Source organism: Streptomyces sp. 184 (assembly GCF_045781775.1).
Classification (GTDB): Bacteria; Actinomycetota; Actinomycetes; order Streptomycetales; family Streptomycetaceae; genus Streptomyces.
This window is the reverse complement of the sequence record NZ_CP123230.1, coordinates 5,278,454-5,299,733: the sequence shown is the minus strand read 5'-3', so window position 1 is coordinate 5,299,733 and position 21,280 is coordinate 5,278,454. Positions and strand designations below refer to the sequence as shown.

At 76.2% G+C, this 21,280-nt stretch carries 16 protein-coding genes and 1 pseudogene; 9 read left to right on the top strand and 8 right to left on the bottom strand.

What is annotated here, in order from left to right:
• Positions 1–4: 4 nt before the first annotated feature.
• Positions 5–781 carry a dimethylargininase gene (gene ddaH / locus QBL21_RS22405; RefSeq protein WP_407564013.1) on the top strand — a complete coding sequence of 259 codons (777 nt, stop codon included), beginning with the start codon at positions 5–7 and terminating at the stop codon, positions 779–781.
• On the opposite strand, the gene QBL21_RS22400 is transcribed toward ddaH, so the two are convergent.
• The gene (locus QBL21_RS22400; protein ID WP_407564012.1) at positions 711–2,006 is read right to left on the bottom strand and encodes an MFS transporter; all 1,296 of its coding nucleotides are present in this window, start codon (positions 2,004–2,006) and stop codon (positions 711–713) included. The two genes, ddaH and QBL21_RS22400, sit on opposite strands and share 71 nt — an antisense overlap.
• Positions 2,007–2,077: 71 nt before the next feature.
• Between QBL21_RS22400 and QBL21_RS22395 the strand changes: the two genes are divergently transcribed.
• Complete coding sequence (locus QBL21_RS22395; RefSeq protein WP_407564011.1) at positions 2,078–3,064, top strand: GlxA family transcriptional regulator; 987 nt, start codon at positions 2,078–2,080, stop codon at positions 3,062–3,064.
• Between the two features lie 127 nt (positions 3,065–3,191).
• Here the strand turns inward: QBL21_RS22395 and QBL21_RS22390 are convergent, their stop codons facing one another.
• Complete coding sequence (locus QBL21_RS22390) at positions 3,192–6,590, bottom strand: AfsR/SARP family transcriptional regulator (protein WP_407564010.1); 3,399 nt, start codon at positions 6,588–6,590, stop codon at positions 3,192–3,194.
• A 292-nt stretch (positions 6,591–6,882) separates the two neighbouring features.
• Here QBL21_RS22390 and QBL21_RS22385 point away from each other — a divergent pair, with 292 nt between their 5' ends.
• The 3 genes and pseudogenes from QBL21_RS22385 to QBL21_RS22375 form a co-directional block, all read left to right on the top strand.
• Positions 6,883–8,643 (top strand): glycoside hydrolase domain-containing protein, encoded by a 1,761-nt coding sequence (locus tag QBL21_RS22385; RefSeq protein WP_407564009.1) that lies wholly within the window; start codon positions 6,883–6,885, stop codon positions 8,641–8,643.
• 38 nt (positions 8,644–8,681) lie between these two features.
• Positions 8,682–9,725, top strand: a complete 1,044-nt coding sequence (locus QBL21_RS22380) for a penicillin-insensitive murein endopeptidase (RefSeq protein WP_407564008.1) — start codon at positions 8,682–8,684, stop codon at positions 9,723–9,725.
• A gap of 106 nt (positions 9,726–9,831) precedes the next feature.
• Positions 9,832–10,437: pseudogene (locus QBL21_RS22375) on the top strand (NUDIX hydrolase); the annotation flags it as partial.
• 28 nt (positions 10,438–10,465) lie between these two features.
• Here the strand turns inward: QBL21_RS22375 and QBL21_RS22370 are convergent.
• Positions 10,466–11,386 carry a GNAT family N-acetyltransferase gene (locus QBL21_RS22370; RefSeq protein WP_407564007.1) on the bottom strand — a complete coding sequence of 307 codons (921 nt, stop codon included), beginning with the start codon at positions 11,384–11,386 and terminating at the stop codon, positions 10,466–10,468.
• Positions 11,387–11,456: 70 nt separating this feature from the next.
• On the opposite strand from QBL21_RS22370, the gene QBL21_RS22365 reads away from it, so the two are divergent.
• From QBL21_RS22365 to QBL21_RS22355, 3 genes are all read left to right on the top strand, one after another.
• Complete coding sequence (locus QBL21_RS22365) at positions 11,457–11,834, top strand: GntR family transcriptional regulator (RefSeq protein WP_407564006.1); 378 nt, start codon at positions 11,457–11,459, stop codon at positions 11,832–11,834.
• Positions 11,835–12,261: 427 nt separating this feature from the next.
• Entirely contained in the window at positions 12,262–14,115 is a 1,854-nt protein-coding gene (locus QBL21_RS22360; protein WP_407564005.1) for a helix-turn-helix domain-containing protein, read from the top strand.
• A gap of 234 nt (positions 14,116–14,349) precedes the next feature.
• Positions 14,350–14,616, top strand: coding sequence for a hypothetical protein (locus QBL21_RS22355; RefSeq protein WP_078564210.1), 267 nt, complete (start codon positions 14,350–14,352; stop codon positions 14,614–14,616).
• Between the two features lie 162 nt (positions 14,617–14,778).
• Here the strand turns inward: QBL21_RS22355 and QBL21_RS22350 are convergent, their stop codons facing one another.
• Positions 14,779–15,576, bottom strand: coding sequence for an ABC transporter permease (locus QBL21_RS22350; RefSeq protein WP_407564004.1), 798 nt, complete (start codon positions 15,574–15,576; stop codon positions 14,779–14,781).
• Positions 15,573–16,553 (bottom strand): ATP-binding cassette domain-containing protein, encoded by a 981-nt coding sequence (locus tag QBL21_RS22345; protein ID WP_407564003.1) that lies wholly within the window; start codon positions 16,551–16,553, stop codon positions 15,573–15,575. The genes QBL21_RS22350 and QBL21_RS22345 overlap by 4 nt, the downstream gene beginning before the upstream one ends.
• Positions 16,554–16,623: 70 nt before the next feature.
• Here QBL21_RS22345 and QBL21_RS22340 point away from each other — a divergent pair, with 70 nt between their 5' ends.
• On the top strand, positions 16,624–17,424 hold the full coding sequence (locus QBL21_RS22340; RefSeq protein ID WP_407564002.1) for a TetR/AcrR family transcriptional regulator: 801 nt from the start codon (positions 16,624–16,626) through the stop codon (positions 17,422–17,424).
• A gap of 184 nt (positions 17,425–17,608) precedes the next feature.
• Here QBL21_RS22340 and QBL21_RS22335 read toward each other — a convergent pair whose 3' ends face one another.
• The 3 genes from QBL21_RS22335 to hmgA all read right to left on the bottom strand — a co-directional run bounded on the left by QBL21_RS22335 (position 17,609) and on the right by hmgA (position 21,114).
• Entirely contained in the window at positions 17,609–18,868 is a 1,260-nt protein-coding gene (locus QBL21_RS22335) for a type ISP restriction/modification enzyme (protein ID WP_407564001.1), read from the bottom strand.
• Between the two features lie 102 nt (positions 18,869–18,970).
• The gene (locus tag QBL21_RS22330; RefSeq protein WP_407564000.1) at positions 18,971–19,723 is read right to left on the bottom strand and encodes a GntR family transcriptional regulator; all 753 of its coding nucleotides are present in this window, start codon (positions 19,721–19,723) and stop codon (positions 18,971–18,973) included.
• Positions 19,720–21,114, bottom strand: a complete 1,395-nt coding sequence (gene hmgA / locus QBL21_RS22325) for a homogentisate 1,2-dioxygenase (RefSeq protein WP_407563999.1) — start codon at positions 21,112–21,114, stop codon at positions 19,720–19,722. Before hmgA ends, QBL21_RS22330 begins: the two co-directional genes overlap by 4 nt.
• Between the last annotated feature and the right edge of the window lie 166 nt (positions 21,115–21,280).

Sequence of the window (21,280 nt, the reverse complement as noted above, 5' to 3'; positions counted from 1 at the left end):
CTGCATGCGCAGCAGGAAAGCTCTCGTACGCCGCCCCGGACCCCGTCTCGCCGAGGGCCTGGTCACGCACATCGAACGCACGCCGGTCGATGCGGACCGGGCCCTCGCCCAGTGGCGCTCCTATGTCGCCACCCTCGAAGGGCACGGCTGGGAGACCACCGAGGTCGCGCCCGCCGACGACTGCCCGGACGCCGTCTTCGTCGAGGACACGGTGGTGATGTACAGGAACGTCGCCCTCGTCACCCGCCCCGGCGCCGACGCCCGCAAGCCGGAGACCCCCGGCGTCGAGGACGCCGTGAGCCGGCTGCGCTGCTCCGTGAACCGCATCCACGAGCCCGGCACGCTCGACGGCGGCGACGTGCTCAAGGTCGGCGACACCATCTACGTGGGCCGCGGCGGGCGCACCAACACCGAGGGCATCCGGCAGCTCCGGGCCTGCTTCGAGCCGCTCGGCGCCCGCGTCGTCGCCGTCCCGGTCACCAGGGTGCTGCACCTGAAGTCCGGCATCACCGCCCTGCCCGACGGCACGTTCGCCACCCACCCCGGGCTGGTCGACGTGCCGGCGCTGTTCCCCGGGCGGATCGAGGTGCCGGAGGCCGCCGGGGCGCACGTCATCCTGCTGGGCGGCGGCGCGCTGCTGATGGCGGCGAGCGCGCCGCGGACCGCCGCGCTGTACGAGGAGCTGGGGTACACGCCGGTGCCGGTGGACATCAGCGAGTTCGAGAAGCTCGAAGGCTCGGTGACGTGTCTGTCGGTGCGGATGCGCGGTCTGCACGCCTGACGGCGCGGTCCGTACGTCCGAGGGCGCGGTTCGTACGGACGGCGACGCCGTCCGTACGTCCGGCGGTGCGGCCCGGCTCGCGCTCCGGGCGCGCCGCCGTCGCCACCAGCGCGACCAGCGCCGTGGCGAGGAACGCGGCGCGCAGCCCGCGCGCGTCCGCCAGCGCGCCCAGCACCGCGGGGGCGGCGATCGTGCCCAGCGCGAGGAACGCGAGCGTCGCGCTGAACCCGGTGGCCGGCGCCTCGGGGAAGACCCGGTAGCTCCACACCGCGGGCAGCGCGGAGACGGCGAGCGGCCCGTACAGCGCCGCCGAGGCGACGACCGCGGGCGCCGCGCCCGGGGCCAGCCCCAGCAGCGCCACGGCGACGGCGAGGCCGCCGAACATCGCCGTGTGCACCCGCCGCAGCCCGAACCGGCCGACGGCGTGCCCCGTCAGCGCCGCCGCCGTACCGGCCACGCCGATCAGCGTCCAGAACAGCGCCGTCGTCACCCGGCCCGCGTCGCCGGAGCCGAACGCCCCGCCGTCCTCCACCGCCGCCACCGCGTACGTCCAGTAGCCGGCACCCACGAAGCCGTACGCCGCCGCCGTCGCGTACAGCGGCAGCGCCTTCCGGCGCGCGAACCACCGCGGCCCGAGCGCCCCGACCGCCCCGCGCGCCGCGACCGGACGGTGCGCGCCGCGCGGCAGCACGCGCGCGCTGTACACGGTCGTGGCCAGCGCCACCGCGGCGAAGAGCAGCCACACCGGCCGCCAGCCCGTGCCGTACGCCAGCAGCGCCAGCGGCCCCGCGACCGTCACGCCGAAGGCCGTGCCCGCGTCGATCACCCCCAGCGCCCGCGCCCGCCGCGACCGCGGCACCAGCCGGTCCACCGCGTCCGAGTACGGCGCCCACGCCCAGCCGGAGCTGGTGCCCGCAAGCACCAGCCCCGCCGTCAGCGCCACGGGCCCACGCGCCACCGCCACCAGCGCCATGCCCGCCGTCGCCGCCGCCCCGCCGGCCACGACCAGCGGGCGCGGCCCGACGCGCGCCACGAGCGCGCCGACGAGCAGCAGCGCCAGCAGGTAGCCGACGTAGCCCGCGCTGCCGATCAGCCCCATCTGCGCCATCGACAGGCCGAACTCGCGCCGCAGTTCGGGCTCGAAGAGGCCGTAGCCGTAGCGGGCGAGGCCGAAGGTGACGGCGATGGTCGCGGTGCCCGCGAGGATCACTCTGTTCGACGTCATGCGCACCAGGCTCCGGTCCGCGGCCACGCGAGACCATTGGCGTAAACGTCAGGCTCCCCTATGTTTACGCCATGAGCGCCGCCGCCACCCCGGTCCGCGTCGTCGTCACCCTCCTCGACGAGACCTCGCTCTTCGAGATGGCCGTGCCGTGCGCGGTCTTCGCGGGCGAAGGCTACGACCTGACGCTCGCCGGCACCACCCCCGGCGGCGCCCAGCGCGCCGCCGGCGGACTCCTGCTCACCGCCGAGCGCGGGCTCGACGCCCTCGCGGAGGCCGACCTCGTCGTCGTACCGGCGTGCCTCATGGAGCCCGCGTACGAGCCGCCGGCCGCGCTCCTCGACGCGCTGCGCGCCGCGCACGCCCGCGGCGCGCGCATCGCCTCGCTGTGCTCCGGCGCGTTCGTCCTGGCCGCCGCCGGGCTCCTCGACGGCCGCAGGGCCGCCACCCACTGGATGTACGCCGACGAGCTGCGCCGCGGCCACCCGCGCGTCCGCGTCGACCCCCAGGCGCTGTACATCGACGACGGCGACGTCCTCACCAGCGCCGGCACCGCCGCGGCCATCGACCTGTGCCTGCACATCGTCCGCCGCGACTACGGCACCGCCGCCGCGGCCGCCGTGGGCCGCCGCCTCGTCGTCGCCCCGCACCGCGAGGGCGACCAGGCGCAGTACGCGCCGGCGGCGGCCCGCCCGGTGCCGGCACAGCGCACGGACGGGCTCGCGCCCGTCCTGGACTGGGCGCTGGCCCGGCTGCACGAGCCGCTGGCCGTGGGCCGGCTGGCGGACCGGGCGGGCATGAGCCTGCGCACGTTCGGCCGCCGCTTCGCCGACGAGGTCGGCACCACCCCGCTGAAGTGGCTCAACGCCCAGCGGCTGGCCCGTGCCCGCGAGCTGCTGGAGACCACCGACCTCCCGGTGGACGCGGTCGCGGAGCGCAGCGGCTTCGGCGTGGGCGACAGCCTGCGCCAGCACTTCCAGCGGGGGCTGGGCACCTCACCGTCGGCGTACCGGAGGGTGTTCCGGGGGTCGGGGGAGAGGGCCGGGGGCGTGATGCGGTGACGTCGCCGTCGGACGTGCCGCGGTGAGGGTGCCGGCGTGTGCCCTGGTGAGGCGCCGGGGCGTGCCGTGGTCGGCGGGCGGGCACCCGGCTCGGCGCCCGCCGCTCGCCCACCGCTCGCCCGTCGCCTCAGCGGCTCTCCGCCCCCACCCGCAGCGGCCCCCGCGGGGTGCGGACCGCGGGGGACGGGTCCGGGGTCGGCGTGAGGTGCCCGCCGAGGCGGCGGCCCGCCGCAACCGGTGCGCGCAGGGCCGCGGACAGGCCGACTGACGCGCGTAGAGCCGAGGACTGACGACGTACCCGGGCGGCGGCCACCTCACCCCCCGCGCCGCCCGCCGCCGCGTGCGCGGCGGCGAGCACGTCGAGCGTCCGGGACGTCCAGTACGGGGTGTCGAGGTGTCGCCAGATCGACAGTGCCTGCCGCGCCGTCGCCTTGGCCTCCGCCGGCCGGTGCGCGTGCAGCAGCAGGTCGGCCTGCGCGCGCAGCGTCAGCGCCTCGCCGAACCGCTCGCCGAACCTCCGGTACGCGGCCAGGCTCTCGTCGAGCATCCGCTCCGCCCGCGCCGGCTCCCCGGCCACGTCCGTCAGATGCCCGAGCCACTGGAGCGCGTGCACCTCGCCCACCCGGTCGCCGTTCTCCACCGCCAGCTCGCAGCTCCGCAGCATCCGCGCCGCGGCGGAGTGCACGCGGCCGACCGCGAGGTCCGCGAGGCCGAGGTTGCGCTCGGCGGACGCCTCGCCGTGCCGGTAGCCGTCCTGCTGCGCCAGGGCCAGCGCCCGTTCGAACTCGCGCCGGGCGGCGCCCGGTTCGCCGCACTCCAGATGGACGCTGCCGAGGCCGCAGCGGGCGTACGCCTCGGACCGCACGTTGCCGCCGGCCCTGGCCCGTTCGATGCCGCGCCGCAGACAGGCGGCGGCCTGCGCGTACTGCCCGCGCAGCCGCAGCAGCACGCCGAGGCCCGCCGCCGCCGCGGACTCGGCGGGGTGGTGGGTCCCGGTCCCGGCCTCCGGGCGGCCGTCCCGGCGGGTGTCGCGGGGATGGGCGGCGGACTTGGCGTGCGGGGCCGGCCGGGGCGGGTCCAGCGCCGCGAACTCCTTCAGCGACCGCTTGAACGCCACCACCGCCTCCCCGTAGTGGTCCTGCACGGTCTCCAGCTCGCCCAGGTTGCGGTGCAGGACGGCCACGCCGAGCCGGTCGCCGGCCGCGGTCGCCGCCGCCAGCGCCGTACGGTGCGTCTCGCGCCAGTCGTCGAAGTGCGCGGAGGACTCGAAGAACGCCGCCAGCGCCGCCGCCAGCCGCCACGCGGTGCCGGCCTCGCCGGCCTCGGCCGCCTGGCGGACGAGGGCGCGGAGCGTGGTCCGTTCGGCCTCCAGCCAGGCCAGCGGCTCGGCCCCGACCCGGGCCGCCTCCGCCGCCGGGGGGCGGTGGCGGGGCGCCGGGACCCGGACGCGGCCGGAGAAGCCGGAGGACAGGGAGTCGTCGGCGCGGCGGGCGAGGTCGAGGTACGCGGTGTGTACGCGGCCGAGCGCGGCGGCCCGTTCTGCGGCCGGCTCCTGGGCGTGGGCGCGCTCGCGGGCGTAGAGGCGCAGGAGGTCGTGGAGGCGGTAGCGGGGTTCCGCGGCGGGGTCGGGGGCGTGGACCTCGACGAGGTGGTTGTCGACGAGCGCGTCGAGGGACCGCTCGGCGACGGCTTCCGGGTCTCCCTGTGCCGACCCGACCGGCGCTGACGTGCCCTGCGCCGCGCCGTCCTGCGCCGACGTGCCCTGCCCCGTGCCGTCCGCCGCCGCGCCGCCCGCCGGTGCGTCGCCGAGGAGCGCGGCGACCACCCAGCCGGGCACCGTCGGTACGTCCAGCAGCCCGAGGAGCCGGAACGCCCGCTGCGCCACGGGGTCGAGGGCCGCGTAGCCCAGCGCGACGCTGGCCCGTACCTCCAGGTCGCCCGCGACCAGCTCGTCCAGCCGCCGCCGCTCGTCGGCCAGCGCGTCCGCCAGCCGGGGCAGCGACAGATGCCGCCGGGTCGCCAGCCGGGCGCCCGCGATGCGCAGCGCGAGCGGCAGGTTGCCGCACTGCGCCGCGATCCGCGCGGCGACCTCGGGGTCCCGGCGCGTACGGTCGTCGCCGGCCGCCCGCGCCAGCAGCTCCAGCGCCTCCGCGTCGCTGAGCAGGCCCAGTCCGACGCGGAGCGCGCCTTCGAGCCCGGCGAGCCCGGCGCGGCTGGTGACGAGCACCGCGCTGTCGCCGGTGCCGGGCAGCAGGGGGCGTATCTGCCGCTCGCAGTCGGCGTTGTCGAGGACGACGAGCACGCGGCGGTCGGCCAGCTCCGCGCGGTAGCGCCGGGCCCGCTCCTCCATGCTCCCGGGGATGCCGGCGCCGGTCATGCCGAGGGTCTTGAGCAGGGAGGCCAGGACGTCGCCGGTGTCGGCCGGACGCCCCGCCGCGGTCCGCAGGTCGGCGTGCAACTGGCCGTCGGGGAAGGCGTCGCGGAGCAGATGCGCGGCGTGCACGGCGAACGTGGACTTGCCGGCGCCCGCGACCCCGGTGACGAGGACGGTGCGCGGCGCGGGGTGACGCGCGTCGACCTGCCACGCGTCGAAGCCGTTCGCCGCATGATCCGGCGGCCCGGCGACGGCCGCCGCCCCGGCCCCGGCGCCCGCGTCCGGTGCCCCCTCCGGCCGCCCCAGCCACCGCAGCACCTGCACCAACTGCTCGCGCCGCCCCACGAAGTCCGGGATACGCGCCGGAAGCTGGCAGTACGCCGGCCGCTCCGCGACCTCGTGCCGCGGCGCCGGCTCGGGGCCGCCCGCCAGCACCGCCGCGTGCACCTGCTGAAGCTGCGCACCCGGCTCCACGCCCAGTTCGTCGGCCAGCACCCGGCGGGCCCGCGCGTACGTGCGCAGCGCATCCGAGCGCCGCCCCGCGCGGTGCAGCGCCAGCATCAGCCGGCCCCACAGCGGCTCCCGCAGCGGGTGCTGCGCGAGCAGCGCGCCCAACTCCGCGGCCAGCTCCGGGTGCCGGCCCACGGCCAGCTTCGCGTCGGCCAGGTCCTCCCACGCCGTCAGCCGGCACTCCTCCAGACGCGCGGCCTCGGCCCGTACGGCATCGGTGGCCGGCACGTCGGCGAACGCCGGGCCGCGCCACAGCTCCAGCGCCTCCGTCAGCGTCTCCACGGCCGCGCCCGGGCGCCGGTCGGCCAGCTCCGCGTGCCCGGCGGCGGCGAGCGTCGCGAAGCGGGCGGCGTCGGTGCCGTCGGGCTCCACGGCCAGCTCGTAGCCGCCGGGGCGGGTGAACAGCGTCTCCGGGTCGCCGGCCAGGGCGCGGCGCAGCCGGTGCACGTAGACCTGGAGGGACTTGGCGGCGGAGTCCGGTACGTCGTCGCCCCACAGCTCGGCGATGAGCGCGTCGGCGGGGACGAACCGGCCCGCGTTGATGAGCAGATGGGCGAGCAGGGCGCGCTGCTTCGCGGCGTTCAGCGGGATCCACCGCGTGCCGTTGCAGACGTCGAGCCTGCCGAGGACCCGATAGCGCATCACACCGTCCCCTGGTCACGGTCGTCGTGAGCTGCTCCGGCGTCACCATCCTTGTACTGGGCGGTACATGTCAAGGTCACCCGTGTCGTGGCAGGCAGGGGCCGCGCAACCGTCGCGCAACCGCCGCGCTCCGGCCATCGCGTAGACACGTGGCGCACCCGTCGTCCCCGCCACCGGCGCACCCCCGCCGGCCACCGGAGCCCCCACGGTGCTCCGCGGCGGTCCCCGAAGACCCGTGCCGGTCCGCGGAGCACCCACCGGGGCCCCCACCGGACTAGGAGAGCGATTCGCGATGTCACGCAGCCGTACGGGGTCCTGGCGGACCCTGCTCGCGGGCCTGGCGGCCCTCGTGACCCTCGGCGGGCTCGCCGCCGCGGGTCCCGCCGCGGCCGAACCCCCGCCCGACACCGGCAGAACCGTCGACTACCGCGGCTACCGGGTCACCGTCCCCGCGGGCTGGCGGGTCGTCCACCTCGCCGCGGACCCGGGCGCGTGCGTGCGCTTCGACCGCCCCGCCGTCTACCTCGGCGCGCCCGGCGACCAGAGCGCCTGCCCGCCCGGCCTCAAGGGCCGTACCGCCGGAATCGTCGTGGCACCCCTCGACGCCGCAGCCGCCCGGCAGACCACCGCGGCCACCGCCGTCGCCCCGCGCGGCAGCGCGACGGCGCCGGCCGCGAAGTCCCGCGACAGCGTGATCCAGGTGGCCGTCGAGGACGCGGGGGTCCTGGTCACCGCGGCGCACGCGCCCGCGACCGAGGGCTTGGTACGCGACGTACTCGCCACCGCCGAGCTGACCGCCGGCGCCCAGCGCACCGAACTGCCCGCCGCCCGCGACGCGTCCGGCGGCGACGCGCGGCCGACGGCCGCCGCGGGCCCGCAGCCCGGCGACTTCCGCGGCCAGGGCTTCGACGCCTGCGCCGCGCCGTCGCAGACCGCCATGGACGCCTGGCTCGCCGCCTCTCCGTACCGCGCCGTGGGCGTCTACATCTCCGGCTCCACCCGCGCCTGCGCGCAGCCCAACCTGACCGCGAGCTGGGTGACGAACCAGACGAACAAGGGCTGGCACCTCATCCCCATCGACGTCGGCCGCCAGGCGCCCTGCTCCAACTTCTCCAACAAGATGTCCGCCGACCCCGTCACCGCCCGCGCCCAGGGCGCGAGCGCCGCCAACGCCTCCGTGACCGCCGCCCAGAGCCTCGGCATCCCGGCCGGCAGCGCCCTCTACTCCGACATCGAGGGCTACACCTCCACCGCCTCCTGCAAGGCCGCGGTCATGAGCTACGTCTCCGGCTGGACCGAGGCGCTGCACGCCAAGGGCTACCTCTCCGGCCTGTACTCCAGCGCCTCCTCCGGCGTCCGCGACGCGGCGAGCGTCTACGACGACACCCGCTACCTGCGCGTGGACCACCTGTGGTTCGCCTGGTGGAACGGCGTCGCCGACACCGACGCCGGCTCGTACGTCCCCGACGCCTACTGGGCCGGCCACCAGCGCATCCACCAGTACGTCGGCGAGGTCTACGAGACGTACGGCGGCCAGCGCCTGCACATCGACCGCAACTACCTCGACGTCGGCAAGGGCACCCCGCCGCCCGTCACCTGCACCACCGCCAACCTGAGCTTCAACGCCTACGGAACCGTCCGCTCCGGCTCGACCGGCGCCCTGGTCGACGCCGCCCAGTGCCTCCTTGAGGCCGCCGGCCACGACCCCGGCGGCACCACCCCGACCGGCACGTTCGACGCCGGCACCGTGGCCGCCGCGAAGGCGTTCCAGACCTCCAGGGGCCTGACCGCGGACGGCGTCGTCGGCCCCCGCACCTGGACCGCGCTGCTGGCCCGCGGCAGCACCCCCACCCTTCAGAACGGCTCCACCGGCGAGGCCGTCACGCGGCTCCAGCGCGCCCTGACCGCCGCCCTCGGCCGCACCGTCGGCATCGACGGCATCTTCGGCCCGAACACGCAGACGGCCGTACGCGACTACCAGAGCGCACGCGGGCTCGGGGTGGACGGCATCGTCGGCCCGGCGACCTGGGGCGCCCTTCAGGCGGGCAAGTGACCGGCGATCCCGCGGACGAGAACGTGAGGGAGAACGCGATGAGGAAACGAACGACGAATCCGACGGAGCAACGGGCGAGGCAACGGACGGGGCGACGGGCGGGGCACCGGCCGCGCAGACCGCTGTTCCGGCTGGCCGCGCTGGTCGCCACCGTGGCCGCGCTGCTGCTGGGCCTCGGCTCGCCGGCGTCCGCCTACCCGCAGGCCGCCTTCCCGACCCAGAGCAGCGGCAACAGGGGCACCGACGTGCTCGCGCTGCAACACCTGCTGACCGCACAGGGCGTGCCGGCGACGGCGGACGGGATCTTCGGACCCGCCACGACGACCGCCGTGCGCGAGTTCCAGGGCGACAAGGGCCTGGGCGTCGACGGCATCGTCGGCCCGCAGACCTGGGGCGCGCTGACCCCGACGATCCGGCAGGGCGACACCGGCGGGGCCGTCAGGGCACTCCAGACCGCGCTCAACGCCAAGCGCGGCGCCGGGCTCACGGTCAGCGGTACCTTCGACGCCGCCACGACCGCGGCCGTACGGACCTTCCAGGGCCACGCGAGCATCGGTGTGGACGGCATCGTCGGCCCCACCACCTGGAAGAACCTGCTCTGGCACTACGAGAACACGAGCTTCGGCAGCGCGATGTGCGGCCAGAGCCCGGACGGCAACGCGAACGCCCACTGGGGCACCTCCGCCGCCGTTGCCCAACTGGAGGCCGCCGCCGCCTCGTTCGCCGGCACCGGCAACGGCAAGCTGCCCGTCGGCGACAGCGGGTTCGAGCACGGCGGCGACATCCCCGGCCACGCCAGCCACGAACTGGGGCTCGACTTCGACGTCTGGCCGATCCGCACGGACTCGGCGCAGTGCACGGCCGGGCGGATCACGTGGCAGTCGGGCACGTACGACCGCGCGGCGACCCGCGAACTGGTCAAGGCCATCCGCGCGTCGGCCCCCGGACACATCAAGCTGATCTTCTTCAACGATCCGCAGCTCATCTCCGAGGGCCTTGTCACGCAGTACGCCAACCACGACAACCACCTGCACGTCCGCTACTGCGAGAAGGTCCACGCAAACTCGCTGTACGACTGCTGAGAGCGAACACCCGGGCGGCCGGCGGGAACCCCGGCCGCCCGGCGGTCGCCGCGGGAGCGGAGCCGCCGCGGTCACCGAGGAGGGCGGTGTCGGTGGCGGCTGCGATGATCGGCGCATGAGCGCAGAAGCGGCGGAGACCGCACCGCAGGACCGGGCGCCCCGGCGTGAACGGCCCCACCGGCACCAGGAGATCGTGGACGTGCACCTGCTGCTGCTCCGGCGCGCTCCCGCACCGGAGGTGCTGCTCGCCCGCCGGTCCGGCACGGGCTACGCGGACGGCCTGCTGAACCTGCCCAGCGGCCACCTGGAGGAGGGCGAGGACGTGCGCGCCGCGATGGTGCGCGAGGCCGCCGAGGAGATCGGGCTCGTGCTCGACCCGGAGAAGGTCGAGGCGGCGCTCGTCATGCAGCACAAGTCGCCCGCGGGCCGGCCCCGGATGGGGTGGTTCTTCGCCGCCGAGCTGCCGCCCGGCGCCCGGCCGGTGAACGCCGAGCCGGACAAGTGCGCGGGCATCGGCTGGTATCCGCTGGCCGCCCTGCCGGACGACATGGTGGCGTACTGCCGGGCGGGCCTGGAGGCGTACCGGGCGGGGAAGCGGTTCGCGCTGCACTGGCACGAGGCGGACGACCCCATCGCGTACGACCCGGGGGTGCCGGACCGGGCGGTGCTGCTGCCGCAGACGGACGGCCCGCCGGGGGAGGGTCCGCGGTGAGAGCGGCCGGTCCGCAGCGGCAGGGGGCTCAGAGGTCCTTGATGCAGCGCCACTCGACGGCGGACGGCAGGTAGCCCAGCCAGCGGTTGACGGCGAGCATCGGCGCGTTGTCGCTGTCGTTGCCCGTGTACGCGTCGGTGTACCCGGCCGCGCGCGCCCGCCGCAGCGACTCGTGCTTGGCGAGCTTCGCCAGCCCCCGGCCGCGGAACGCGCGCCGGGTGCCGGTCATCCCGGACAGGTAGCGCTCGCGCCCGTCGGTCTCCGCCAGGCTGAACGCCGCCACCTCGCCGGCCACCAGGGCGACGATCGTCAGCTCGTGGTCGAGCAGCGGCTCGCGCCAGGTGTGGTCGAGCCAGCTCTCGTACGTCATGGCGTCGGCCGGGGTGTCGCTCGGCTCGTCCGCGGCGGCCTCCGCGTCCGCCTCGTACAGCGGCCGCGGATCGGCGGCGAAGTCCGTGAACGGGCGCAGCTCCACGCCCGCGCCCGCCGCCGGCTCGGGCCGCGGCGGGAGCGGGGCGCGCAGGTCGAGGTGGAGGATCTGCCCGGAGCGCCCCCGCCGGTAGCCGCGCCGCTCGGCGAAGCCGAGGTCGCGCTCGGTGTCGTACGCCCAGGTGTACGCGGTGGTCGCGCCCTGCGCGACGAGGTGCGCCTCGGCCGCCGCGACCAGCGCGGTGCCGGCGCCGCGGCCGGTGTGCGCGGGGTGCACGTGCGGGTGGGTGATGCCCTGCCCCGGGATGCTGCTGTCGTACGGGACGTACGCCTCGGCCTCGCCGACGATCTGCCCGTCGACCTCGGCGACCAACTGCCTCAGCCGCTTCTGCGGCGGGGCCGAGGCCACCTTCCAGATCACCGACTCGGCGGTGGTGACGAAGAACGGCACGGCCGCGCGCTGCACGCCGGCGACAGCGTCGGCGTCCTCGGGGCGGAAGTCCCGTACGAGCACACTCATGGCGCCGCACGCTACGGCGACGGGGGTGCCGCTGTCGTGCGAATTTCGCGCGGCGGACCACAATGAGTCCGTGACCATCCAGATTTTCGTCGACCAGCAGGCGCCCGAAGCACCGTACGAGCAGGTGCGCGCCCAGATCTCCGCCCAGGCGCGCGGCGGCGTGCTCCCGGCCGGCACCAAGCTGCCCACCGTGCGCGGCCTCGCCGAGCAACTGGGCCTCGCCCCCAACACCGTCGCCAAGGCGTACCGCGCGCTGGAGAGCGACGGGGTGATCGAGACCCGCGGCCGGCACGGCAGCTTCGTCGCCGCCGCGGGCGACGCCGCACAGCGCGAGGCGGCCGCGGCGGCACAGGTGTACGCGCAGCGGGCGCAGCGCCTCGGACTCGACCACGGAACCGCGCTGACCGCGGTGGAAGAGGCGCTGCGCGCCGCCTACGCCGGCGCGTAGGACCCCACCGGGCGGACCCGGTCCGGGTCCTCGGGGGTACACGCCGAACCTGGGGCCTCGTCACCCGGGCCGGACCGCTGTTCGCGCGTGTGGCGGCGCCGGGCGGGCGGTCGATGCGCAGCGGCCCGGCCGACGAGGCCCACCAAGGGCCGAGCCGACGACTGCGCAGACCGCACCCCGGAGCCGCCCGCGAACCGGCCCGGCCCGGGAGGCCGTCGCGCGGCACCGAGCGGATACCCCCGTACTCCGCCCGGCGCCGCGCCGCTTCGGTGCTGGGGCGCTTGGCTTGGTGCTTGGGGACAAGCCTGCGCGGCGGAAGGAACCGGTCGCAAGCGAACGGCGTCGAAACGGGAAGCTGGAACGGGAATCCGACCACCCACCAGCGCAAACGGCACTAGGGTGGAACGGTCGGAACGGGGGGCGGGACGTGACGGACGCGGCCACGGAGAAATTCGCGGCGCTGCTGCGCGAGTTGAAGCAGCGCTCGGGGCGCAGCTACGGCTCGCTGGCGGCCCGCCTGCACGTGAGCACTTCGACCCTCCACCGCTACTGCAACGGCGACGCGGTCCCCGCGAGCTACGCCCCCGCGGAGCACCTGGCGCGCCTCTGCGGGGCCACGCCCGACGAGTTGGTCGAACTCCACCGCCGCTGGCACCGCGCACACGGCACCCGCCGGGGGACTCCGTCCTCGCCCGCGGGAGAAGACCCGGGCCGGGACGGAGGCCGGGGTTCCGGTCCGGCGAAGCGCGGAGCGCCCGCGGCGGGCGCGGGCGACGGTACGACGCCGTCGTGGGCGGCGAAGGCGCGGGCGGGCCGGGCCGGTGGCCTGGCTTCCGCTTCTGCGGCGCGCGGTGGGGCCGGCGCGGAGCGGGGCGACGCGGCCCGCCGGTCCGGCGGGGCCTCCGGCGATGCCGCCGCCGACGCGAACGGCGCGCCCGCTCCGGCGCCTTCGGCGCGGGACGGGCAGCCGACCGCGCCGGACGGACCCCGGGGACGTAGCGCCGCCGCGGCCGGCAACCCGGCCGACCCGGCCGCCGCGACCGCCGACGCGCCGAAGGTGCGCGGCTCCGCCGCGCGGTCCGCGACCCGGCCCGGCGCGGACTCTGCCGCAAAGGACCCCGACACGTCCGGATCCGGCGATTCCGAGGGCCCGTCGGCCTTCGGCGGCACCCCTGCCTCCGCCGCAGTCCCCGCCCCTGACTCCGCCCCTGCCCCCTCCGCTACGGGCGGCTCCGGCGGCACCGCCCTGCCGGACGGTGCCCGGCCCGCCGCCGGGGCCCGCGGCCGGTGGTACCGGCGGCGGCGTGTGCTGCTGCCCGTGGCCGGCGCGGCTGCCGTCGCGGTGTTCGCCGTCGTCGCCACCGCCTCCAGCGGCTCCATCGGCGAGGGCCGGGCCGGCGGCGGGGAAGGGCCCGAGAGCGCCGCGTTGGCGGACGGGAGCCGCGGCGGCGGGGGAGCGAAGGGGGGCGAGAGCGCGGCGAAGGGCGGATCGGACAAGCCGTCCGAGCGGCGCAAGCCCTCGCCTGCCGGCGGCGGTGCGGGCGGCAAGGACCGGCCCGGCGCGGCGCCCCGCAAGGGCGGCGCCACCGCCGAGGAGGGGGCCGAGCCCGCCGCCCGAACCCCCCTCGCGTGGTCCGTGCGCTCCCATGTCTGGGAGTCCGGCTGCGACCACCGCTACGTCGTCGACAAGTCGCCCGGCGACGTACCGCCGCCGCCGATGGCGCAGGACGCCGAGGCGTGGGCCTCCAGCCAGGGCGCCGTCCACGGCGGCACGACGAACATCGAGGCCGCCATCGAGCCCCGCGGCGACGAGCCGGTGACCATCACCGCCGTGCACGTCCGCAAGACCGCGACCGGCTCGCCGCTGCCGTGGAGCGCGTTCGCGATGTCCGACGGCTGCGGCGGCGAGGTCACCGAGGCGGCGTACAGCGTCGACCTCGACGTCCCCCGCCCCCTTCTCAAGCCGCGCAAGGGCGGCGACTCCACGCAGACGTGGGATCCCCCCGCCCTCCCGTACCGCGTCACGGCCGACGACCCGCTGTCCCTCCTGGTGTACGCCAACACCGAGGACCACGACGTCCGCTGGTATCTGGAGGTCGAGTGGAGCAGCGGCGACGACTCCGGCGTCGTCCGCATCGACGACCGCGGTGCCCCGTTCCGTACCAGCGCGATCAAGGACCGCCCGCTGTACGGCTACGACAGCCTCAACGGCTTCTGGCGCCAGTGGCCGCTGGCCGACGACCCCGACCAGGACCCCGCCTCCGCGTCCCCGGCGTCGTAGGCGCCGCGCCGCGCCGGGCACGGGAAGCGGAGGAATCGGAGGAACCGGAAGAAGCGGAGGGCAGCCCACCGGCGAGGGGCGGAAACCGGCCAGATGAAACGGTTCTCCAGGTCAAGACCGCGTTCTGGGGCGGGAATTGGGGATGATTCCCCTGTGGGGGATGCGCATGTGACGCAGGCAGACGATAGGGTTGGCCTGCCCGGGCCGGGAGCCCTCGTAAGGGTGGGGAGTGTCATGGACCAGATAGCAATGCGCGGCAAGGCGCGAGTTCCTGCGATCAACTGCGGGAGCACGGCGTCGCGGGCACGCGTCGACCGGCATCTAGCCGTGCTCGGCGGACCCGCCGCCCCCCAGGGGGACACGGACAGCGCCACCATGCTGATGCGTGAGCTGACCGCACGCGAGGACAGGGCCGCGAAGCCGGGCCGTATGGCGCGCGTTTCCCTCTTCGCTCCGCTGCGGAAGCTGCGGCGCACCCTCTTCGGCAACCGCCGGAGCTGACGGACAGCCTGTATCAGGGCGGGCGCGGCGACCCGGCATGCCGCGCCCGCCCTGATTGCTGCCCGCGTACGCCCGGATCCCGCACCGGCTGCGGAGCAGGATCCCGCCCGAGCAGGACGCGCACGAGCAGGATCTCGAACGCGCGCCCGCGCGCCCTTCTCCTCAGCCCCGTCCCCGCGCGCTGCGCCGCACCGCCAGCGGGACGAACACCGCCAGCAGCACCACCGACCAGCACAGCGCCGCCGCCACCGGATGCGTCATCGGCCAGGCCGCGCCCGCCGCGTCGTCCAGCCCCGGCGGGGCGCTGCCCGTCAGGTCCCGCACGGCCGTGACGTACGCGCTGAGCGGGTTCCACTCCACCGTCGCCCGCAGCCACCCGGGCATGCCGTGGGTCGGCACGTAGGCGTTGGAGAGCAGTTGCAGCACGAACGTGGCGCTCGCCAACTGCCCCGCCGCCTCCTCGTTGCCGACCACCGTGCCGAGGTGGATCCCGATCCACGCCGAGGTGAACCGCAACAGGAGCAGCAGCCCCAGCGCCCCGGCCGTCGCCGCCGCGCCGCCGTCGTTCCGCCAGCCCACGGCGTAGCCCACCGCGACCAGCGGTACCAGCCCGACGGCGAACAGCAGCACGTCCGCGACCGCGTGCCCCAGCGGCACCGCCGCCCGGCTGATCGGCAGCGCCCGGAAGCGCTCGGTCACCCCGCGGCCGGTGTCGACGGCCGCCTGGAGCATGCCGGTGACCAGGCCGCCGGCGGCGGTGGTGGCGAAGAGGCCTGGGACGATGTACGTCCGGTAGTCGGCGTCGCCGGGCAGTGAGACGGAGTTGCCGAAGACGTAGCCGAAGAAGAGCAGCAGCGTCAGCGGCATCACCTGGGTGATGACGAGCAGCCCGGGGTTGCGCCGGGCGCGCTGCAACTGGCGGCCGACCATGGCCATGCCGTCGTACGCGAGATCGCTCATGCCGCCGCCTCCTTCGTCTGCGGGCCGGTGCTCGCGGCGCCGTCCGCGCCCGTGAGCCGCAGGAACACCTCGTCGAGCGTCGGCCTGCGCAGCGTCGCGTCGACCACCGGCACGCCCGCCGCGTCCAGCTCCCGCACCATGCGCGGCAGCGTCAGAGCGGGGTCGAACGCCGCCGCCCCCACCGCGCGCCGCTCCGCGTCCAGCCGCGGTTCGCCGCCGGTCAGCGGCCCGAGCACCACGGCCGCCGCCGCGAGCGCCGCCTCGTCGGCCACGACCACCTCCGCGTACGCGCCGGCGCGCCGCTTCAGCTCGTCCGGCGTGCCGGTGACGGCCGCCCGGCCGTGGTCGACGACCACCACCGAGTCCGCCAGCCGGTCCGCCTCCTCCAGGTACTGCGTCGTCAGCAGCACCGTCGTGCCCGCCGCCGCCAGCTCGCGCACGGCCGCCCAGATCTGCTCGCGGCTGGCCGGGTCGAGCCCGGTGGTCGGCTCGTCGAGGAAGAGCACCTGTGGCCGGGACAGCAGGCTCGCCGCCAGGTCGAGCCGCCGCCGCATGCCGCCGGAGTACGTACGGGCCGGCCGGTCGGCGGCGTCGGCGAGGCCGAACCGCTCCAGCAGCTCGTCCGCCCGCTCCCGCCCGGCCGGCCCGCGCAGCCGCAGCAGCCGGGCGAAGAGGCGCAGGTTCTCCCGCCCCGACAGGTCGTCGTCCACGGACGTGGCCTGCCCGGTGACGCCTATGGCCCGGCGCACGGCGGCCGGTTCGGCGGCGACGTCGTGCCCGGCGACCCGGGCGCTGCCGCCGTCCGGCGGGGCGAGCGTGGTCAGCACGCGCACGGCGGTGGTCTTGCCGGCGCCGTTGGGGCCGAGGAGCCCGCAGACGGTGCCCTCGGGGAGGGCGAGGTCGAGGCCGCGGAGGGCGTGGACGTCGCCGTAGCGCTTCTCCAGGCCCTCACTAAGTACAGCGTACGTAGTTGTCATGCCGCCGAGCATAACCGACTCGGTACGCTGTACGTAAACCGGCGGCCGACGGCCCGTGGGAAGGGAAGCGATGGCAGCCAGCGGACGAGCCACCGACGGGCCGGCGCGCGGCGCGACCCCCGAGGTGATCTGGACCCGCCCCGAGCGCGCCGGCCGCGGCCCGCGCCCCGCGCACAGCCGCGCCGCGATCGCCGCCGCCGCGGTACGCATCGCCGACGCGGACGGGCTCGACGCGGTCTCCATGCGGCGCGTCGCCGCCGAGATCGGCAGCGGCACCATGTCGCTCTACAACTACGTGCCCCGCAAGGAGGACCTGCACGAGCTGATGGTCGACGCGGCAAGCGCCGAGTACGACCTGTCGGCGCCGCTCACCGGCGACTGGCGCGCCGACGTGCTGGCGCTGGCGGAGCAGTCGCGGGAGCTGATGCGCCGGCACCCCTGGCTGCCGCGGCTCACCGCGAGCGCGGCGTACGGCTTCACCCCCCACACGCTGCGCTACCTCGACCGGTTCCTCGCCGCCCTGGCGGGCCTGGACGTGCCGCCGGGCACGAAGATGGAGCTGGTCGCGATGGTCACCGCGTCGGTGACCAGCTACGTGACCTTCGAGATCGCCCTCGCCGAGCGGGCCCGGGCACTGCCGTGGAGCGAGGCGGAGGAACAGGCGGTCCGGGGAGCGTATCTGGCGGGGGAGCTGGGGACCGGGGAGTACCCGCACCTGGCGGCGGCGCTGGCGTCGGCGGCCGAACCGGGGGACTACGAGGAGGCGTTCCGGCGGATGCTGGGACGGGTACTCGACGGCTTCGCGGCGTCGGGCAGCGGGGCGGCTGACGGCGAGGTGCCGGACGGCGGGGCGCCGGGCGGATCGGACTGACGGGTTCCGCCGCCGCCTCCGCGGAGTCGGTCCGCGGCACCCCTGAAACGCGCCCCGCCCGGGAGATCACGCTCCTCTGTCGTGTATCTCTGCCGCAACGGCTTCTACGGCGCGGGCGTCACCGACGCCCTCGACGCGGTCACCCGCTAGCCGCGGACGCGCCGCCGGGCGCACCGGGCCGCGCTCAGAGCAGGGCGAACTGGCCCTCCGGGCCCTCCTCGTGGTGGTCCAGCACCGACGCCGGGCGGCGTGCCGACGCGGGGGCGGGGAGGATGCCCGCCTCGTGCAGCTCCGCCGCCGTGATCTCCGCGCCGGACGCGTCGGCCTCCTCGTACGCCCCGGGCTCCGCCGCCTCCGCGAGCAGCGCCAGCACCGTGATCAGCTCCAGCAGCTCCGACGTCCACTCCTGCGGCCACGCCGCCGGCCGTATCGCCGCCAGCGTCCCCGGCTCCGCCGGCTCCAGCCGTGCGGAGAGCCACTGCTCCAGCACGGGGACGCCGCCCTCCGTGAACTCCCACGCGCCCCGCGGCACCGGCGAGACGCGCCCCTCGCCCAGGAGCAGCGCCTCCTCCTCCGGGTCGTACGACACCTCCGCCGGGCGGGCCGGTATCGCCGCCCGCACGTACGGCCGCCGCCCGCCCGGCAGTCGCGGCTTCGCGCCGCCGCGGGCGCCGCGCACCTGCACGTCCAGCAGCCGCCGCCCCCGCGCCACGCCGGCCCGCCAGGCGTCCCCGTCCGCGGTCAGCGGCACCGCGCACCCCCGCGGGGTGGCCCGTCCGGCAGCCAGCACCCAGGCGAACAGGTCCTCCGGCGCGACCTTCCCGCCCACCCGCCGGCCCAGCCAACGCAGCAGCCGCGGCGCGATGTTGGGCTCCCGGCCCCGGGGCCGCCGGTACAGCGGCCGGATCCGCCCCGGGCGCCCGGCGGGCGACCGCCCGTCCGGCAGCAGCGCGGACGCGACCACGGCGAGCCCGCCGGGCTCCGGCACGACGTGGCCCGCCTCGACGGCGAACAACTGCCGGTCGTCGGCGACGCGCCACAACTCGGGGCGGGCGGCGTCCAGGAGCCGGTTGTCGGGGATCAGCCACCGCTGGTCGTACGCGCCGTGCAGGACCCGTACCGGCTCGGGGCAGGGCCCCGACTCGCGCGCCAGCCGCCCCGTCCCGGCCGCCCGCCCGGGCAACTGGGCCACGGCGCTGTGCGGCGTCCGCGCCCTGCTCGGTCCGAAGAGCGCGTCCCGGTCGGCGCCTTCGGCCCGTACGAGCGCGTCCCACCGCGTGCGCAGCGATGCGGCGTCGGGCGCCATGACCCACCCGCGGCCGAGCCGCAGCGGGGCGACCGCCCAGGGCATCAGGTCGGCCAGGAGCGGCGCCGAGTCCGCGTCCGAGCCGGCGGGAGCGGCGGCCTCCGCCACGGCCGGGGCACTGTCCGCAGAACCACCCATGGACCGTTCTCCCCTCGACTTCCGAGCCGCCCGCAGGGCGCTTCGCATCCTACGATCCCGCTGCGACATCCCCCGCGGCACCGGGTGACGGCGACGCGGGCCCTACGGCGCCTCCAGCGTCATGGTGAACGAGAAGCGGTCGCCCCGGTAGCGGATCCGGGCCACGTCCACCACCCTGCCGCCGTCGTCGTACGAGACGCCCGTGTAGTGCAGGATCGGGCTCAGCAGCGGGACGCCCAGCAGCTCGACCGTCTCCGGGTCGGCCAGCGTGGCGGTGACCGTGTCCGTGATGCGGGCGATGCGGATGCCGGCCCGGTCGCGGAGCACCTTCGTCATCGGCCAGCGCTCCAGGTCCGCCGGGTCGATACGGGCCGCCGCCTCCGGACGGACGGTGTTGACGGCCCAGTTGGTGGGTTCGCCGGTGTCGCCGTCGTGGCGCAGGCGGCGGTACGTCATGGCCTCGCCGAGGTCTGGGAAGTACGCGGCGAGGTCCGCGGGGACCGGGGCCGGGCCGTGGGCCAGGAGCGTCGTGCGGTCGCCGGACTGCTGGGCGACGATCGCGTCGACCGAGCCCAGCAGCCGGACGGGGGTGGTGCTCCTGGCCGTCTCCTCGATGAAGGTGCCGCGCCGGCGGTGGCGCGTGATCAGGCCCTCCTCCTCCAGTTCCTTGAGGGCCTGGCGGAGGGTGAGCACGCTGACGCCGTAGTGCGCGGCGAGCTGCTCCTCCGTCGGCAGCCGCAGGGGCGCGTCCGGGGGGCGGCCGAGGATGGAGGCGCGCAGGGACTGCGACACCTGGTACCACAGCGGCAGCTTGCGGTTGAGCTGGAGGGAGTCGGGGGCGAAGAGGCCGGTCATGGCCGGAAATCTTGCCGCAGCCCCCGCCACACGTCGTCGTAGCCGTCCTGAAGGTGCTCCGCGTCACGCGCCTGCGGCGTGAGCGTGACCGGCCAGCGCGTCTCGAACATGAACGCCAGCCCGTCATCGATCTTCTGCGGCTTCAGCTCGGCCGCCGAGGCCCGGTCGAAGGTCTCCTGGTCGGGGCCGTGCGCGGACATCATGTTGTGCAGCGAGCCGCCGCCGGGCACGAACCCTCCCGGTCCGGCGGTCTTCGCGTCGTACGCGCCCTCGACGAGGCCCATGTACTCGCTCATCACGTTCCGGTGGAAGTACGGCGGCCGGAAGGTGTCCTCGCCGACGAGCCAGCGCGGCGCGAAGACGACGAAGTCGACGCCCGCGAGGCCCGGGGTGTCGGAGGGCGAGGTGAGGACGGTGAAGATGGACGGGTCGGGGTGGTCGTAGCTGATGCTGCCGATGACGTTGAAGCGGTGCAGGTCGTAGACGTACGGGACGTGGTTGCCGTGCCAGGCGACGACGTCGAGCGGGGAGTGGTCGTACGTGGCCGTCCACAGGTTGCCGCAGAACTTGCTGACGACCTCCACCGGTCCCGTCGTCTCCTCGTACGCCGCGACCGGGGCGAGGAAGTCGCGGGGGTTGGCCAGGCCGTTGGCGCCGATGGGGCCCAGGTCGGGGAGGGTGAAGGGGCTGCCGTAGTTCTCGCAGACGTAGCCGCGCACCGTGGCGCCTGCGGTCAGCGGCTCGACGCGGAAGCGGACGCCGCGGGGGACGAGGGCGACGTGGCCGGGCTCGGCGTGCAGCAGGCCGAGTTCGGTGCGCAGCAGCAGGCCGCCGTGTTCGGGGACGACGAGGAGTTCGCCGTCGGCGTCGGAGAAGACGCGGGTCATGGGGGCGTTGGCGGCGTAGAGGTGGATGGCCATGCCGGTGCGCTGGGTGGCGTCGCCGTTGCCGCCGAGGGTCCACAGGCCGGCGAGGAAGTCGGTGCCGGGCGCGGGTTCGGGCAGCGGGTTCCAGCGCAGCCGGTTGGGGTCGGGGACCGCCTCGGTGAACGGGGCGGTGCGCAGGGCGCCGTTGTCGGCGCGGACGAAGCGGGGGTGGGCGGCGGAGGGGCGGATGCGGTAGAGCCAGGAGCGCCGGTTGTGGGCGCGCGGCTCGGTGAACGCGGAGCCGGACAACTGCTCGGCGTAGAGCCCGAGGGGCGCGCGCTGCGGGGAGTTGCGGCCGGTGGGCAGGGCGCCGGGGACGGCCTCGGTGCTGTGCTGGTTGCCGAACCCGGAGAGGTAGGACAGCCCTCCGGCGGTCTTGCGCGCCCGCTCGGCGCGCTCCTGCTCGGCCTGCGTTCGCTCTGCCTGTGCCCGCTCGGCCCGTGCCTGCTCTGCGCTGCTGGTCATGGTGGTACCGCCCGCCTTCCCTGCGCCATTCCTATGGGGAACCATAGGAATGGTCTCAGGTGTACGCCGGCCGCGCCAGTCGGCCCGCGTGACCCACCGCACGCCCGGACGGCCTGGGCGCAGAAAACTACCGGCGCTAGTTTGGTGCCCGTACGCACACCGCCGA

Coding starts and splice junctions, on each gene's coding strand:
- ddaH (WP_407564013.1), top strand. CDS start 5: ATGCGCAGCAGGAAAGCTCTCGTACGCCGCCCCGGACCCCGTCTCGCC.
- QBL21_RS22400 (WP_407564012.1), bottom strand. CDS start 2,006: ATGACGTCGAACAGAGTGATCCTCGCGGGCACCGCGACCATCGCCGTC.
- QBL21_RS22395 (WP_407564011.1), top strand. CDS start 2,078: ATGAGCGCCGCCGCCACCCCGGTCCGCGTCGTCGTCACCCTCCTCGAC.
- QBL21_RS22390 (WP_407564010.1), bottom strand. CDS start 6,590: ATGCGCTATCGGGTCCTCGGCAGGCTCGACGTCTGCAACGGCACGCGG.
- QBL21_RS22385 (WP_407564009.1), top strand. CDS start 6,883: ATGTCACGCAGCCGTACGGGGTCCTGGCGGACCCTGCTCGCGGGCCTG.
- QBL21_RS22380 (WP_407564008.1), top strand. CDS start 8,682: ATGAGGAAACGAACGACGAATCCGACGGAGCAACGGGCGAGGCAACGG.
- QBL21_RS22370 (WP_407564007.1), bottom strand. CDS start 11,386: ATGAGTGTGCTCGTACGGGACTTCCGCCCCGAGGACGCCGACGCTGTC.
- QBL21_RS22355 (WP_078564210.1), top strand. CDS start 14,350: ATGGACCAGATAGCAATGCGCGGCAAGGCGCGAGTTCCTGCGATCAAC.
- QBL21_RS22350 (WP_407564004.1), bottom strand. CDS start 15,576: ATGAGCGATCTCGCGTACGACGGCATGGCCATGGTCGGCCGCCAGTTG.
- QBL21_RS22345 (WP_407564003.1), bottom strand. CDS start 16,553: ATGACAACTACGTACGCTGTACTTAGTGAGGGCCTGGAGAAGCGCTAC.
- QBL21_RS22340 (WP_407564002.1), top strand. CDS start 16,624: ATGGCAGCCAGCGGACGAGCCACCGACGGGCCGGCGCGCGGCGCGACC.
- QBL21_RS22335 (WP_407564001.1), bottom strand. CDS start 18,868: ATGGGTGGTTCTGCGGACAGTGCCCCGGCCGTGGCGGAGGCCGCCGCT.
- QBL21_RS22330 (WP_407564000.1), bottom strand. CDS start 19,723: ATGACCGGCCTCTTCGCCCCCGACTCCCTCCAGCTCAACCGCAAGCTG.
- hmgA (WP_407563999.1), bottom strand. CDS start 21,114: ATGACCAGCAGCGCAGAGCAGGCACGGGCCGAGCGGGCACAGGCAGAG.